Genomic DNA, 15,215 nt, shown 5'->3' with positions numbered 1-15,215 from the left:
GCATATTCTGCCCGCAGCTCCCGCACCAGACCCCGCGACCTGCGGATTCATACCCTCGCTTCCCTCCAGAACCCCCTAATTCTGCGGAACGCGGGGCCTTCGGCTTTCCGGTTTGGTCCGGATACTCGCGCAGCGCGGTCTGATCGTGTTTTAGTCGGGGGTCGAGGTGTCCCGCTTCAAGTAGTTGGCAGGTTTTCGGTCTCGGGAAAGTTGGGGTCAAGGGGTCGGCGGTGCGGAGGTGGACGGCCAGGGGCCGGTTCCAGGCGATTGCCTCGTGCGGGCGGATGGTATTGTACTCGACTCGGTAGGCATCGGCGTGTTCCACCAGGTCCAGGGCGTCGTCGATCTCCTCTAGGAACAGCCGCTCGTATTTCAACGAGCCGAAACCGCGTTCACGCGAACCGTTCTGGCCCGGTGACCTGACCCGGGTGCGGACGTGGCGCAGTTCGGGGTGCGCGGCGATGAACGCCTCGAACCGGAACGAACGGAACGGGCCGGCGTTGTCGGTCACGATCGTCACCGCGGGCGCCGGGACGTTCTCGGCGTCGCGACCGGCCGTCGCGGACAGCGGATGCCCGAACGTCTGCTCGTAGTCGGCGAGGGCGAGCTCGATCGTGGTGATCGCGTCGTGCTGGTTCGCCGTCGGCGACACATGCCAGGGATACTCATACTTCGACCAGTAGTCCCGGCATCCGGCGATCCTCCACGTCCCGCCGGCGGCGGTCTCGAACTCGCTGAAATCCAACTGCCACACCTGATTCGGTCCGTTCGGCTCGACAGCGAACGCGGCCTTGCGGCGGGCGGCGAGCTGGCGGCGCTCCCGCTGATACGCCGCCGACAGCAGCAGGCCCTCGTCGCGCAGGCACCGCAGCACCGTGGCCTGCGACACCCGGTGCCCGTCGAAGCGGCACATCGCCCACACCTTGCGGTGTCCCCACGCCGGATGGGCCAACGCGTGCCGGCGCGCCGCCTCACGGGCCTTCTCGCGTGCCGGCCGAGGCCACGGTCCGATAGTCGGGACCCCTGCTCGGGCGCGAGCCTGCTTACGGCGCCACGTCCGTTCGGGCACACCGACCACTGCACAGAACCTCGTGGTCGGCATGCCCGCCTCGACGCGGATCACCTCGAGGTCCTCGAAGGGCCCAACCGGGCTTGCGCGGACTTCTTCCACACGCGCGTCGCCAGATGCGCCTCTCCCAACGCCTGGGTCAGATCAGCGATCTCGGCTTCGAGCTGCTGCTCCCGGGTCGAGGACCCGGACTTGCCGGCCGTCAAACCGGCACGGCCCGCCTCGAGGAACTGCCCGTTTCCAGTTCCCTGCAGACGGTTCGGACACCTTCGCCCGCCGGGCTGCCTCGGCCACGGCCAACTCACCGGCCAGGACCGACAACACGATCCTCGCCTTCTCCTCGGCCGGAACAGCCGACGGTTTCGCCATGATTCAGACTCCCTCACTGGTCAAACCCGCAAACAGCGGGCCCTGCCACAAAGTCTGACGCGCGACAGAGGAACATCGGCGCGAAATGTTCCGGTAGCGCACGATCGGCCGTCATAGGGGCATCGACCGACTTGAATCGGTACTACCGCACATAGTTTCGGGAGTCGACCAGGGGACAGAGGTCGGTTTCGCCAGCATGGCCGCCGAGTTGTCGCACATAGTGCGCGGCTATATGCGGCAACTCACTACCGTGACTTTTCTCCTGTATGTTCCCCGACCCCCGAGTCCGGTTGTCGACTGCGGCGGCGAAGACGACTGGCAGAGAAGACCGCTACTCAAGAGTCAGTGCGCCAAGGGTGATCGTCCTCGGTCGTGGTCGCCGAGGGCGTGGCGACACCAGGTGCCATCTGAAATCCGCCACTTCAAATGAGAAACGAAGAGGAACGATGACGGGAACGCGAATGGCGAACCGCAGGTCGACGAACACGGTCCCGACAGACCAAATGAGAAGCGACAGATAGTTGAGAAGTAGTTGGTCGAGTTGGGATGAGGTGCTGTGCGGGGGGAGGTTAGCGGGATAGGGGCTGTGGAGATCGGAGTGGTCGCCTCGGTCCCTGCTGTGGTCGGGTGTCGGTGGTCGCGGGCGGGGCGCTCATGCTGGCCGCCGACAGTCAGGCCGAAAGACCTCCGAAACGATCCGAGAAGAGCCAGACTAATTGCTCTGCCCACTACCAATGCATCGGTGCGCCATTCTGAAGTCTGGGCGAATGCGGGTTGCGGTGCCGCGAATACGGCGGGAGGCTACGGTCAGCCGTCGGCAACCGTTCTGCGGTGGGGCGACAAGACGACGATTGTGCGAGTCTTGATCGCGACAGGGCTGCGAGAACGACGCGGGACCATCGACCATGTCCTGGACAGCATCCGCATCTACGAACTCGACCAAGGTACTTTCAACACTGCCCGCCACCTGGCACCGCGACGCAGTTCAAGCCCCTGCACACACCTCGGAACCCCAAACGCGACCCCGAACCCCACTAGGTTCTTAATCAGCCACCAGCACAAACGCACATTCGATGACATCAAACGAGCACAGCCAAACACCCCAGAATGGCATTGCACCATGTAATCGAGCCCAGCGCCGAACCTCCGCGGTCGGCGAGAATCTCAACCGGTGCTCCAGCCGGGCCAGGATCCCGGTTTCGAGCCAGCGCCGAACCTCCGCGGTCGGCGAGAATCTCAACATCCGCTACCCGAACGAGACGACCAGCACCACCGCCAGCGCCGAACCTCCGCGGTCGGCGAGAATCTCAACAACGAGGTCGACCGCATCGGCCAGTCGGCATCCGGCCCAGCGCCGAACCTCCGCGGTCGGCGAGAATCTCAACCTGTCCGGGCATCTCGTCCCGTGGGCGACCGATCCCAGCGCCGAACCTCCGCGGTCGGCGAGAATCTCAACCTCGACGCCGACCGCGCCTACGACCAATCGTTCGCGCCCAGCGCCGAACCTCCGCGGTCGGCGAGAATCTCAACACTACGAGTGCCATGGGTTACACCTCCTCTCAGACGCCAGCGCCGAACCTCCGCGGTCGGCGAGAATCTCAACTTCTTCGGGGGCATGGCTGAGCGCCTTCGAGATGCCAGCGCCGAACCTCCGCGGTCGGCGAGAATCTCAACCGTGTCTCGACACGGGGGGCCGGACCGAACAGCATCCAGCGCCGAACCTCCGCGGTCGGCGAGAATCTCAACCATGTTCGGCGGCTGTGGGCGCGGCTCGGGGGCGACGGGCCCAGCGCCGAACCTCCGCGGTCGGCGAGAATCTCAACCCGACCGAACGTATCCAGGGCGCTGTGATGCGCGCCGGCCAGCGCCGAACCTCCGCGGTCGGCGAGAATCTCAACGCCGGGGCAACCTCTCGAAGTCCCCCAATTTGGGTGCCAGCGCCGAACCTCCGCGGTCGGCGAGAATCTCAACACGCCATGGCTCGGTCGCAGCGGCCCAATCACCGACCCCAGCGCCGAACCTCCGCGGTCGGCGTGGCAAGTCCCCGATATCGAGTCCGCCCGGTAATAGAGCCGGGTTGTGTTCGATCCAGGTTCAGTTGATGTCGCAGGTCAACGCCGTCGCGTTCACTGATATCCGCCGTGCCGCTTGGCGCGATGAGGACACGGCGGTCAACCGCGCCCAGTGGTTAAGACATCAGAAGACAGTCCTCGGCGCTGGGCACGTCATCGACTACCAGGCGAAGTCCCGAACCTGGCCACGACGCCCCGAATTCCGCTGCGTGTACTGCGGATACAACACTACCGGTGGGGTCAGCATGATCCCCTCGTGCATGACCTGAACCACGAACCGGTCAGTCGAGAAGGGTCAGTCTGACTGGTGGAAGGAATGTGGACACGGCAGCGCAGCATAGATTGGTTCGATGCAGTCAGTAGCGAGAGTGCTTCCCGCCAGCGGGAATCTATGGGGTCAGCAACGCAACTCATCATAGGTCGTGGGCACTGTGCCTGGTGGCCAGCTTCAATCCGTGACGACCCGCTAAAATCTCTATTTCGCCGTCCAGATGTGGGCCCAGCCAGTTGCGTGTGGCTCGCGCGCGGTCGGCGAGAATCTCAACACCGTGGCTGAAGTCAACGCGACTATCACCCCCGAACCAAGGGGCTATATCTCTGGCGAGACACCCCACACCGGGGTGCCAGATCGCCAGGTTCTGGATGTCGACAGCACAAGGGACCTAATGTTGAGATTCTCGCCTGATAGGAATTGGCGCGTGCTTGGTGCGGTGTTGGGGTGGGCGGTCAGAATATGGTCGTCATGTCTGCTTCGTCGAGGCCCACACCTCGGGCGGTACTTTGTGTCCAATCGTATGTTCCTTGCCAGCGGCCCAGATCTCCGGCTACCGGTTGTATGAGTGCAGCGATCTCGCTGCGCCGGGCCAGGTCGGTTCGTAGCTGTACGGTCCAGGGTTGAAGTTTGCGCAGAGCTAGGCCGGCGCGGATGTTGCCTGCCGCGAGGTCTGCGAGTAGCGGGTCGATTTCGTGGCGGTGTTGCTGGTCGTCGATGACGATCGGAACGCTGTCCTGGTCGATCATTCTGAACGCTTTCTTACGGTCTCGGGCGGTCCCGCTGGCGGCGTTGAACAGTGGTCCGTCGGTGACCGCGCGGAAGTCGAGGTCTTCGCGGTGTTGTTGGATCAGTTGCCCGACGGGAGTTGTGGTGTAGCTGCGGGAGCGGCGGTCCAGGCCGAGGTCGTTGTAGAGCTGCCCGTAGTAGTCGGCCAGTGCTGCTTGGTCGTCGAGTTGCGCACCGTGTGGGCCGAACATTCGGGTGGTCAGCGCGCATGCTTGGGCATAGTCGGCGGGCCGATGTCCTTGAGCCGGGTCGAAGACGACGACGACGCCTTGGCTGTGTTCGCCGTGGCGGTTGGCGCGTCCGGCTGCTTGTTGTAGCGAGTCTGCCGGTGCCAGCGCACGCCACACGACGGGGAAGCTGAGATCGACTCCTGCCTCGACAAGTTGGGTCGAGACCAGGACGATCGACCGGCCTGCGGTCAGTCGTGTTTGAACCATTGCCAGCACCGCTCGCCGATGAGCGGGACACATCCGGGTCGACAGGTGCCACACGTCCTCCCGTGAGGTGGACACCATCCGGTACAGCGCGCGGGCGTCGGCGACGGAGTTGACCACCACCATCACCTGTGTGAGGGCAGCGACCTGCTGGGTGATTTCTTCCCATGTCGGTTGTGGGTCGAGTTTCCATTCATAGCGGACACGGCGGGCGGCGACGAACAGCGGTTGTGGGTCGGTGATCACCTCGCGGATGTGCGCGCCGTCGCGTTCGGCGGAGTGCTGCCACACCGACAGCGCTTGGAATTGTGGCTGGGTCGCCGAGGTCAGCAAGACCGTGGTGCCGAATTCCTCGGTCAATGTGCGCAGCGCGCTCAGGATCGGCAGCAGCAGACGCGAGGGCAGTGCTTGGACCTCGTCGAGGATCACGACTGCGTTGGCCAGCCGGTGTACTTTGCGCATCTGCGAGGGCTTGCGGCCGAACAACGATTCGAACAGTTGCACGGTGGTGGTTACCACGAACGGGGCGTCCCAGTTCTCTGCGGCCAATCGTGCCCATCGGGTGCCGGGATCGCCGCCGGTGTCGTCGAAACGGATGCTGGCGTGGTGTTCGAGCACGACCGGCTCTTCCGGCTCGTCGAGCAGTCCTCGATACACGTCGGCGTTCTGTTCGGTGATCGTCACGAAGGGCACCGCCACGATCACCCTCGACTTTCCCCACTGTGCTGCGTGCCGCAATCCGAAAATGCCCTGTGCGAAAGTCTTTCCCAACCCGGTCGGCGCCGCCAACCGGAACAGTCCGGGCTGGGATCGTGCTACGTCGACAGCCGCCTGGTAGACCTGTGCCCGCAGTTGCGCGACTTGATCGGTGCTCGCGCCGATCGATGCTGCGCGGCGGTGCTCGAAGCGGGCGATCAACTCGCTCATGTCGGCGGGTGCAGCGACCTGCGGGCCGCAAAGGCCCTGTCGGTGCGCGGCGGTATCGAGGTGGTCGGCATCGACGAGGGCTGAGAACACCAACCGCAGCCGCATCTCCTGGACCAACTTGTCCTTCACACCCGCCCACGGCCCCGCGAACATTCCGTTGCGTAGGCGCACACCGGATGCTTCCGGGACGATCCCGAAGAACCGCGACAGAACCTCGGGGTCGTCGACCGCGTCCGGGTGCGACCACACATCGCGCAGGGTGGTGCGGCTTTCCAGGCCCCCGTGATGGCCGAGTAATGCGATCCCTGCCAACCCGACCGCCTGACGCAACGCTCGTGCCCCGACCTCTTTGTGTGGTAACCCGACTCGGGCACCTGTCGGTTCGACCTCGATCAGACGCTGTTGCCAGCCGCACCCGGCCTTGCCGGTGTCGTGGTAAAGGCCTAGTGCGAACGCCAGGTCCTCCTCGCCGAAGGCCGAAGCGAAACGAGCTGCCCACCAGGCTGTCGAACGGGAATGCTCATCCAGTCCATGACGAACCCCCGAAACATCGCTACGGCTGTGCGCCCAAAGTTTCACCCCAACAACATATCCCGCACTACCCCGAACGCCTCGCAGGATCGAGAGCCGCGACTCGCGCGCCGATGCATCAGATGCGACCGGTTGGTTTCGTGAACCATTGGGGGACAATGGATTTGAAGGCAAGTCTTAGCGGAGGCGTGGTACCTTGTGTGCGCTTGAATTTCTGTCGAGAACTCAAGAGAGCTAATGAATCGAGAGCTAATGAAGCGGCACAGGGTGTTGCTGGAGAAATGGAGCAGAAGCGATCGAGTGATGCGCGGAGTTGCTTGGGGGACAAGGCTATCTGGCCGCATTGCGACATTTGTGCTCGGCAAGATCATTTTCGATTGGCTGTCGCGCTGATCGTATCGATTGAAGCGTCCGCGCCGTCGGGCGCTTCGTTCGTTCGGTTCTCAAGAAAGCGATGTTCGGGTGGGGGTGGTTATTGCTTGGTCGGACGTGTCGGTGGGGTGGTGCATGATGCGTCCCGACGCAGTTATGGCGTCCAGGGGGGCTGTGAATGTGTTCTGCAGTAACAGTATTCGGAAAGGTGGTGGGTTGTGGCGTTGGTTGTGCAGGTATCGGGTCCGGGGGCGTTGTTCACGCGTCCTGGACTTTCGGCTGAGCGTTTGACCTATTCGGTGATGACACCGTCGGCGGCGGTGGGGGTGTTGACCGCGATCTATTGGAAGCCGGAGTTCGTGTACCGGATCACCCGGATCGAGGTGCTTTCGGAGATCGAAATGTTCACCTTGCGCCGAAACGAGACATCCGATCTGGTCTCGCTGTCGGAGGCGGCTTCGGGTGGGCGGAGGGTCGACACTGTCGCGCATCGGGTGCAGCGCAACGCGGTGTGCCTCAAGGATGTCTCCTACCGTATCCATGCTCAGATCGATCTGTTGGCGCACGCGGATAAACCGGTCACGGCCTATCGTGATCAGTTACGTCGACGCGTGAGCCGCGGGCAGTGCTTCAGTCAACCGTTCCTGGGGACGCGGGAGTTCCCGGCCGGTTTCGGTGACCCCGACGACCGTGAACCGATCGCGACGTCGGCAGATCTCGGGATGATGCTGCACAGCATCGACTACACCAGCACTCCCCGGCGTTCAAGTTGGTTCCGCGCGCGCCTGGTATCGGGTGTGCTGCGTGTCCCACGCCACGGCATCGCCGACGACGAGGCGGGACAGGGCTGATGCTGCTGGAACGCTTGACCGCCTACGGGCGTGACAACTCTGCGGGAATCGCCGCGTTCCACCGTGAACGCGAGTTTTGCTGGAAGCTGGATATCCGTAGCGCCACCGAGGGCGGGTTCACCGCGGTGCTCGAACCGACACCGGATCCCGACCGACCCAAACATGGTGTGGTGCATATGGTTCCGGCGTCCACGCGCACGGTCGGAGTATCGGCGCAGCTGGGGGCCGATGACGTGCAATACGTACTGGGATGGGCCGATGAGGTGACCAACCCGGTGCGGGTTGAGCAATGTCACGCGGCGTTCGTTGACCTGATCCGGCGCTGGGCCCAGACCGTCGCGGTCCAGGCGGACCCGATGCCGCACCGGTTGGTCGAGGTGTATCGCTCCGGTGTACTCGCCGCGCTGGCGCGCCCCGAGGAGTTCCGTGCCAAGGACGGTGTGGTCATCGCTATCGACGGTCGATATGTCCACGAGAGCCCCAGTGCCGCTACATTCTGGGCCGAGTGCGTCGGAGAGGCGAAGGGCAGCGGCCGAGCCGGTTTGTGCATGATCTGCGGTCGTAACGGTGCGCTGGCGAACACGATTCCGGCGAAGGTATCGGCAGCGTTGGTTCCGGGTGCGAGCAACGACGCGGCGTTGGTGAGTGTCAACGAACGGGTTTTCGGTTACGACTTGGCCGCGCAGTTGACCCACATACCGATCTGTCTGTCGTGCTCCGACGACCTCATGGGTGGGTTGACCTCGCTGCTGTCGTCTCGCCACAGCGTCAGCCTTCCCGGCCAGGACACCCGCCTGGCCTGGTGGGTGATCGGCACCGACGAACCCGACTACATCGACCTGGTCCGCGACGACCCGGATCCCAACGAGGTCGAGAGGTTACTCGCCTCGGTGAGTAGCGGGCGACCCACTCGGCGGCTCGAAGGCCGGTTCTGTTGGCTCGCGATCGGTGGAAACGTCGCCCGCATCATGGTCCGAGAATTCATCGACATGGCCTTGGCCAGCGGTGACGGCACACTAACCAGCCACGACACGAACATCGCCGCCTGGTTCACCGACCACCGCAACACCCCGAGATTCCCAGCACCATTGTCGCGTCCGGACGGCACGCAGATCCCGGCAGGCCGTTGGGAACACGGCCTCGAACGCCTGGCCATGGCCTTGGGCCGTTGGGATCCCGCGTTCAACCGGTATCGGCCCTTCGGCGCCAAGAACGCCGACCGTCCCGACAACGTCTCACACCAGTTGTTCCAGGTTGCTGTCCTCGCACGTCCGGTTCCGGTGTCGTTGCGAGCGCATCTGATCCATCGTATCCGCAACGACGGCCGTATCGATGACCGCCGCGTGGCCTTGGCCCGTCTCGCACTCAACCGCTGCCGCACCACTCAGGAGACCACGATCCCGATGACCCTGGACGAAACCTGCACCGATCCCGCCTACGTCGCCGGACGACTCTTCGCCGCACTCGCCGACACGCAACGCGCCGCGCACCGGCCCCCCAGGAAGAACGCCGACCCCGATGCGGACACCGAGGCAAGTCCTGCCAGGCAAGAAGTGAACTCCACCTTCAGTGACCGCTTCCTGCGGCGCGCGATCGACACACCCCGGCCGGTTCTCATGCAAGGACGTAAGGAGTCCATCGCCTGGATCACGAAACTGCGTCGCCGCAACCCCGCCGCCGGTGTCGGCGCCGAGAACCACCTGGACCGTCTGTACGCGCTGTTGAAGGCCGGTGGCGGAGCACCGACACGCAGCACCCTGCGCCAGCAGGAGCAATTCGTCCTCGGCTACCACCATCAACGTGCCCACCGAAACACCCCGGCCGCCACCGAGCAGTAACCCCGATAATTCCGATCTGACAGGAGACCTGATCCCTATGAGCACCACGACTCTCACCCACCTCGACCCGACCGTGCGCCATGACATGGTGTTGCTCTTCGACGTCACCGATGGCAACCCCAACGGTGACCCCGACGCCGGAAACGCCCCCCGCACCGACATCGACAGTGGACACGGCTTGGTCACCGACGTCGCCATCAAACGCAAAATCCGTGACTGCCTCGCGCTGGCCGCTGCCGGACACCCCCGCTACGGGATCTTCATCGAAGCCGGATACGCACTCAACACCCGACTCGTTGAATCCCTGTCCGCGACTGGCGTCGAACGTCCCACAGACAGCAAGAAGGGGGCCAAGACCAAAGCCAAACTTACCCCTGAACAGGCTGAAACCGCCCGCGCGTGGCTGTGTGACCGCTACGCCGACATCCGACTGTTCGGTGCAGTGCTCTCGACCGGGGAAACCAACGCCCTCGGCTCCATCCGAGGACCACTGCAGGTCGGGATGGCCCGCTCCCTCTCACCGGTCATGCCTGTCGAACATGCCATCACCCGTGTCACCCAAACCCGCCAGGCCGACATCGATGACGGCGAGAGCACCGAGATGGGCTCGAAATGGACCATCCCGTACGCCCTCTACCGCGCCGAGATCACCTACTCCGCCGCACGCGGCACCCAAACAGGTGTCGATACCAAGGACTTCGAGCTGCTCTACCAGGTTCTCGAGATGATGTTCGACCACGACAGTTCCGCCACTCGCGGCCGCATGACCGCCCGCGCCCTGCACGTATTCAGTCACGACAATGCCTTCGGCAACGCGCCAGCACAAAAACTCCTCGAACGCATCAACCCCACACCCGCCGCCGAGGCCGGCGTCTTGGACAGCGGCGACTGGGTGCCACGTCGCTACACCGACTACACCACCCCCGACATCGACACCGCGACACTGCCCACTGGGATCACCTACACCAACGTCTTCGACTGACTGTGCATGACGATGACCGATGCGCCGTTTCTGCTCGATGACCGCTGGAGTGTGCCGATCTCGGCCATCGAGCACTGGGCCTACTGCCTACGACAAGCCGTACTGATCTGGCAGGAAGGCTATTTCGAGTCCAACACCGACACCGTCCGCGGCGACCTCGCCCATGCCGCAGTCGACCGTGGTGGCAATCTCACAGGTCGTGACGGTGCTCGGCTGTGGCGGTCGCTGCCTGTGCGCAGCGACCGCCTCGGCATCCACGGAATATGCGACACCGTGTATCGCGGACCCGACGGTCTGATCCCCATCGAGCACAAGTCCGGCAGATACCGTCCCGGTGGTCCGGCCGACCTACAAGTCGCGGCCCAAGTCCTCTGCCTACGAGAGATGTTCGACCAACCCATACCACACGGGGAGGTCTTCGCAGGGGCCACCAGACGCCGCTACGAGGTCAGAGTAGACGAAGCGATTCACACCGCGGTCCGCGAAGCAGTCGAGGGCATCCGCTGCCGTATCGACAATCCCGAGCCACCACCGCCCCTGGTCGCAGACCGTCGATGCGAGCGCTGCTCGCTGCGACCCGGATGCCTCCCTGAAACCGCCACCCGCACACCCCTCGATCTCTTCACACCCCGACCCTTGCGAGATCACCCATGAGTGAACTGCTGAAAACCCTCTTCGTCACCACACCAGGCACCAGCCTGCACCTCGACGGTGACGCCCTACGCGTCTACCACCCCGACAAACCGGGCCGCCACCTACTGCCTCTGATCCGACTCGATGACATCGTCGTCTTCAACGGAGTCACCGTCACCGACGACCTCATGCACCGCTGCGCTGCCGACGCCCGCAGTGTCACGTGGCTCACCCGCAACGGCAAATTCCTCGCCCGCGTCAGCGGACCATGCACCGGAAACCCACATCTGCGAATCCAACAACTTACTTCCAAGCCCTTCCCGATCTCGCCATCGGAGCACGCCCAGGTCGCACTAAACGTCCCGCGACCGACCCGGTCAACTGTCTACTGTCCTTCGGCTATGGCCTGCTTCGCGCCGCCGTCCACGGTGCCCTCGAACAAGTCGGCCTCGACCCCTACATCGGCTACCTCCACGGCATCAGACCCGCCAAACCCGCTCTTGCGCTGGACCTGATGGAAGAATTCCGGCCCTTGCTCGTCGACCGTCTCGTCCTCACCCTGCTCAACCGTGGCCAGATCGCCCCCAGCCATACCGAGCAACTCCCCAGCGGACAAACCCAACTCACCGAAACAGGGCGCAAGCACTTCCTCGAACAATGGTCCACCGCCCGCGAACGGCTCTGGCCCCACGCCTACCTCGACCGTGAGATCCCCACTGCCCTACTCCCGCTCATCCAAGCCCGCCTGCTCGCCCGCCACCTTCGTGGTGACACCGACACCTATATCCCCTGGACGGTGTCATAAATTGGAACTCCTCATCACCTACGACGTCGAAACCATCACCCCCGAAGGCGCTCGTAGGCTACGAAAAGTGGCCAAAATCTGTGAAGGCTACGGCCACCGCGTCCAGAAATCGGTCTTCGAAGTCACCTGTACTCCAACCACCCGACTCCTCCTCGAAGCAGCCCTCATTAAAACCATCGCCCCCACCCTCGACAGCATCCGCATCTACCAACTCGACCAAGGCACCTTCGACACTGCCCGCCACCTCGGCGCAGCGACACAACCACCCCACAACACACCGCTGATCCTCTAACACACTTCGGAACCCCAAACGCGACCCCAAACCCCGCCAGGTTCCGAACCGATCACCAGCAGAAATACCCACTCGATGACGCCGAATAGCTCGCAAGAGTCATGCAAAGAGGGCATAACAGCAGTTCATCGAGCCCAGCGCCGAACCGCCGCGGTCGGCGAGAATCTCAACGGATTGGACGGCGGTCGAAGCGGGACGGGTGCAGGGCTCCAGCGCCGAACCGCCGCGGTCGGCGAGAATCTCAACGATTGCGGTAGAGCTGGGCAGGATGCGCAGGTGAAGCCAGCGCCGAACCGCCGCGGTCGGCGAGAATCTCAACCGCGGTACGGCGTAGGTCGCGCCATGCCGCATCCAGCGCCGAACCGCCGCGGTCGGCGAGAATCTCAACAGTTCGGCGCGCGGTACGTGGCGCAGGCCCGCGCCGCCAGCGCCGAACCGCCGCGGTCGGCGAGAATCTCAACCAGCGCTCGGGAAACTGATCACTGTGCTCGCGCTACCAGCGCCGAACCGCCGCGGTCGGCGAGAATCTCAACACCGACGAGCACGAGCCCCACCCGATCGAGGCCGCCCAGCGCCGAACCGCCGCGGTCGGCGAGAATCTCAACCATTTCCAGCAGGCACGCGCGAACGGGCAATTGCCAGCGCCGAACCGCCGCGGTCGGCGAGAATCTCAACCTTGGTGTCGGCGAGCAAGGTGTCGATCGCGGATCCAGCGCCGAACCGCCGCGGTCGGCGAGAATCTCAACGGGCTACAGCAGCCGCTTCGTGCCGACCTCGGCCCGCCGCCAGCGCCGAACCGCCGCGGTCGGCGAGAATCTCAACGAGGCGATGATGCTCGACGTCGCGCTGGGATCACCGGCCAGCGCCGAACCGCCGCGGTCGGCGAGAATCTCAACGGCATCCTCGGCGACCGCACCGGCCGTATCCACGCCAGCGCCGAACCGCCGCGGTCGGCGAGAATCTCAACCGCGCCCTCACAGAACACACACGGCCCAGACCTTTTCCAGCGCCGAACCGCCGCGGTCGGCGAGAATCTCAACGATTCCGAAGTCGAGATCACGGGTACAGACATGGCCAGCGCCGAACCGCCGCGGTCGGCGAGAATCTCAACTTGACCGCGTCCTGACCGCCGCAACCACTGATCCGGCCCAGCGCCGAACCGCCGCGGTCGGCGAGAATCTCAACCGCTCCGGCATCCGGGACACGGCTTTCACCTGGACCCAGCGCCGAACCGCCGCGGTCGGCGAGAATCTCAACCTCTGCGGCGGCCTCAGCTGCGGACCACGAGCCTTCCAGCGCCGAACCGCCGCGGTCGGCGAGAATCTCAACTTACGCTCCAGCTCCCGACCCCAGCGCGCGGCAGTGGCCAGCGCCGAACCGCCGCGGTCGGCGAGAATCTCAACGAGTTGCTGCGCGACATGTTCCCGACCATGGTCGGCCTCCAGCGCCGAACCGCCGCGGTCGGCGAGAATCTCAACAGCTGTCCGACCGGCGGTTGGTGGGCGCACGACACCCAGCGCCGAACCGCCGCGGTCGGCGAGAATCTCAACCGGAACGGGCACCGATCACCGAATAGTGTAGCTACACCCAGCGCCGAACCGCCGCGGTCGGCGAGAATCTCAACAGTTTCGCGTCGGCGGCCCGCGCGTAGTCCAACCCGGCCAGCGCCGAACCGCCGCGGTCGGCGAGAATCTCAACCATACTGCATTCCCCCGATTGCGAGCAGGTGCTCGCCAGCGCCGAACCGCCGCGGTCGGCGAGAATCTCAACTGGATCCCTTCGCATCCGCACCGGGTGGTGTCGGCCAGCGCCGAACCGCCGCGGTCGGCGAGAATCTCAACTCGGAGATCGACTCCGTAGACTCGCATGGATCTTCCAGCGCCGAACCGCCGCGGTCGGCGAGAATCTCAACCACAACCCCACCGGTAGCCACGACAAGTCGGGGGCCAGCGCCGAACCGCCGCGGTCGGCGAGAATCTCAATAGCTCGGCGCGCAGACGAACGAGATCGGCACGGGCCGCTAGCGCCGAACCGCCGCGGTCGGCGAGAATCTCAACAGCACGGTCACAGGTATCGGCGAAGTCCGCATCTGCCAGCGCCGAACCGCCGCGGTCGGCGAGAATCTCAACGCTGACGGCGGGCTGGCTGCCGGAGGACGCCGACCAGCGCCGAACCGCCGCGGTCGGCGAGAATCTCAACATCGGCGACGGCCAAGACCGGTTGTCCCGGGTCGCCAGCGCCGAACCGCCGCGGTCGGCGAGAATCTCAACTTGCAGGTCAGCGCCAGAAAATCCGTACCCTTTGCGCCCAGCGCCGAACCGCCGCGGTCGGCGAGAATCTCAACGCGGTACACATAGAGCGGGTCGCGCGGTGGAGAGCCAGCGCCGAACCGCCGCGGTCGGCGAGAATCTCAACCGTCCGGTAGTCGGCGTGGTCGATGCCCTGCGCCCACCAGCGCCGAACCGCCGCGGTCGGCGAGAATCTCAACCACGCGTCGCGGCTGATGCCGTGCATGCTCAGCGACCCAGCGCCGAACCGCCGCGGTCGGCGAGAATCTCAACGTCGAGCAGCTGTACGAGCAAGTCGGGATGCACTGCGGCCAGCGCCGAACCGCCGCGGTCGGCGAGAATCTCAACGACTTCGCGCCCTGCACGACGAGCGCGTGACTGGTCCCGGCGCCGAACCGCCGCGGTCGGCGAGAATCTCAACGGGTTCGAATGCTCGGTCACTGGTCCGCCTCACTACCCAGCGCCGAACCGCCGCGGTCGGCGAGAATCTCAACACCGGCGAGGTAGCAGAGCAGATCGCTGACAATGGCCGGCGCCGAACCGCCGCGGTCGGCGAGAATCTCAACGCGCTCAAGTACGTGATCGGCCGGGCCGCGCCCGCCAGCGCCGAACCGCCGCGGTCGGCGAGAATCTCAACAAGGCCCGCTACGCGTACGTGCTGGGCACCGCGGCTCCAGCGCCGAACCGCCGCG

9 protein-coding genes, 1 pseudogene and 2 CRISPR repeat arrays are annotated in these 15,215 nt (G+C 64.7%); of the genes and pseudogenes, 7 read left to right on the top strand and 3 right to left on the bottom strand.

What is annotated here, in order from left to right; genetic code table 11:
- From ABZS43_RS11425 to cas3, 3 genes are all read right to left on the bottom strand, one after another.
- On the bottom strand, positions 1-1,123 hold a 1,123-nt coding region (locus ABZS43_RS11425; RefSeq protein WP_355035735.1), incomplete at its 3' end, for an integrase core domain-containing protein.
- Positions 1,124-1,213: 90 nt separating this feature from the next.
- Positions 1,214-1,438, bottom strand: a complete 225-nt coding sequence (locus ABZS43_RS11420) for a transposase (protein WP_355035734.1) — start codon at positions 1,436-1,438, stop codon at positions 1,214-1,216.
- Positions 1,439-2,570: 1,132 nt separating this feature from the next.
- Positions 2,571-3,483: direct repeats of the CRISPR family, unit length 37 nt; unit sequence CCAGCGCCGAACCTCCGCGGTCGGCGAGAATCTCAAC.
- 753 nt (positions 3,484-4,236) lie between these two features.
- Positions 4,237-6,510: a CRISPR-associated helicase Cas3' gene (gene cas3, locus ABZS43_RS11415; RefSeq protein ID WP_355035733.1), complete on the bottom strand. Its 2,274-nt coding sequence runs from the start codon at positions 6,508-6,510 to the stop codon at positions 4,237-4,239.
- Positions 6,511-7,052: 542 nt separating this feature from the next.
- Between cas3 and cas5c the strand changes: the two genes are divergently transcribed.
- The 7 genes and pseudogenes from cas5c (at position 7,053) to cas2 (ending at position 12,235) form a co-directional block, all read left to right on the top strand.
- Positions 7,053-7,685 (top strand): type I-C CRISPR-associated protein Cas5c, encoded by a 633-nt coding sequence (gene cas5c / locus ABZS43_RS11410; RefSeq protein WP_355035732.1) that lies wholly within the window; start codon positions 7,053-7,055, stop codon positions 7,683-7,685.
- Positions 7,685-9,523: a type I-C CRISPR-associated protein Cas8c/Csd1 gene (locus ABZS43_RS11405; RefSeq protein WP_355035731.1), complete on the top strand. Its 1,839-nt coding sequence runs from the start codon at positions 7,685-7,687 to the stop codon at positions 9,521-9,523. Before cas5c ends, ABZS43_RS11405 begins: the two co-directional genes overlap by 1 nt.
- A gap of 37 nt (positions 9,524-9,560) precedes the next feature.
- A complete protein-coding gene (gene cas7c / locus ABZS43_RS11400; RefSeq protein WP_355035730.1) occupies positions 9,561-10,505 on the top strand; it encodes a type I-C CRISPR-associated protein Cas7/Csd2 in 945 nt (314 codons plus the stop codon).
- A 6-nt stretch (positions 10,506-10,511) separates the two neighbouring features.
- Positions 10,512-11,159, top strand: coding sequence for a CRISPR-associated protein Cas4 (gene cas4 / locus ABZS43_RS11395; protein ID WP_355035729.1), 648 nt, complete (start codon positions 10,512-10,514; stop codon positions 11,157-11,159).
- Positions 11,156-11,434, top strand: a pseudogene (locus tag ABZS43_RS11390) (CRISPR-associated endonuclease Cas1); the annotation flags it as partial. The gene cas4 and the pseudogene ABZS43_RS11390, both read left to right, overlap by 4 nt.
- Positions 11,407-11,943, top strand: a complete 537-nt coding sequence (cas1, locus tag ABZS43_RS11385) for a CRISPR-associated endonuclease Cas1 (RefSeq protein WP_355035728.1) — start codon at positions 11,407-11,409, stop codon at positions 11,941-11,943. The pseudogene ABZS43_RS11390 and the gene cas1, both read left to right, overlap by 28 nt.
- Position 11,944: 1 nt before the next feature.
- Positions 11,945-12,235 carry a CRISPR-associated endonuclease Cas2 gene (gene cas2, locus ABZS43_RS11380; protein WP_355035727.1) on the top strand — a complete coding sequence of 97 codons (291 nt, stop codon included), beginning with the start codon at positions 11,945-11,947 and terminating at the stop codon, positions 12,233-12,235.
- A 134-nt stretch (positions 12,236-12,369) separates the two neighbouring features.
- Positions 12,370-15,160: direct repeats of the CRISPR family, unit length 37 nt; unit sequence CCAGCGCCGAACCGCCGCGGTCGGCGAGAATCTCAAC.
- Positions 15,161-15,215 lie beyond the last annotated feature (55 nt).

Origin of the sequence: Nocardia sp. NPDC005366 (genome assembly GCF_040606855.1) — a bacterium.
Taxonomy (GTDB): Bacteria; Actinomycetota; Actinomycetes; order Mycobacteriales; family Mycobacteriaceae; genus Nocardia.
The sequence above is the reverse complement of the archived record's forward strand: the minus strand, read 5'-3'. Positions and strand labels throughout refer to the sequence as shown.

Coding starts and splice junctions, on each gene's coding strand:
- cas4 (WP_355035729.1), top strand. CDS start 10,512: ATGACGATGACCGATGCGCCGTTTCTGCTCGATGACCGCTGGAGTGTG.
- cas7c (WP_355035730.1), top strand. CDS start 9,561: ATGAGCACCACGACTCTCACCCACCTCGACCCGACCGTGCGCCATGAC.
- ABZS43_RS11420 (WP_355035734.1), bottom strand. CDS start 1,438: ATGGCGAAACCGTCGGCTGTTCCGGCCGAGGAGAAGGCGAGGATCGTG.
- cas1 (WP_355035728.1), top strand. CDS start 11,407: ATGCACCGGAAACCCACATCTGCGAATCCAACAACTTACTTCCAAGCC.
- ABZS43_RS11405 (WP_355035731.1), top strand. CDS start 7,685: ATGCTGCTGGAACGCTTGACCGCCTACGGGCGTGACAACTCTGCGGGA.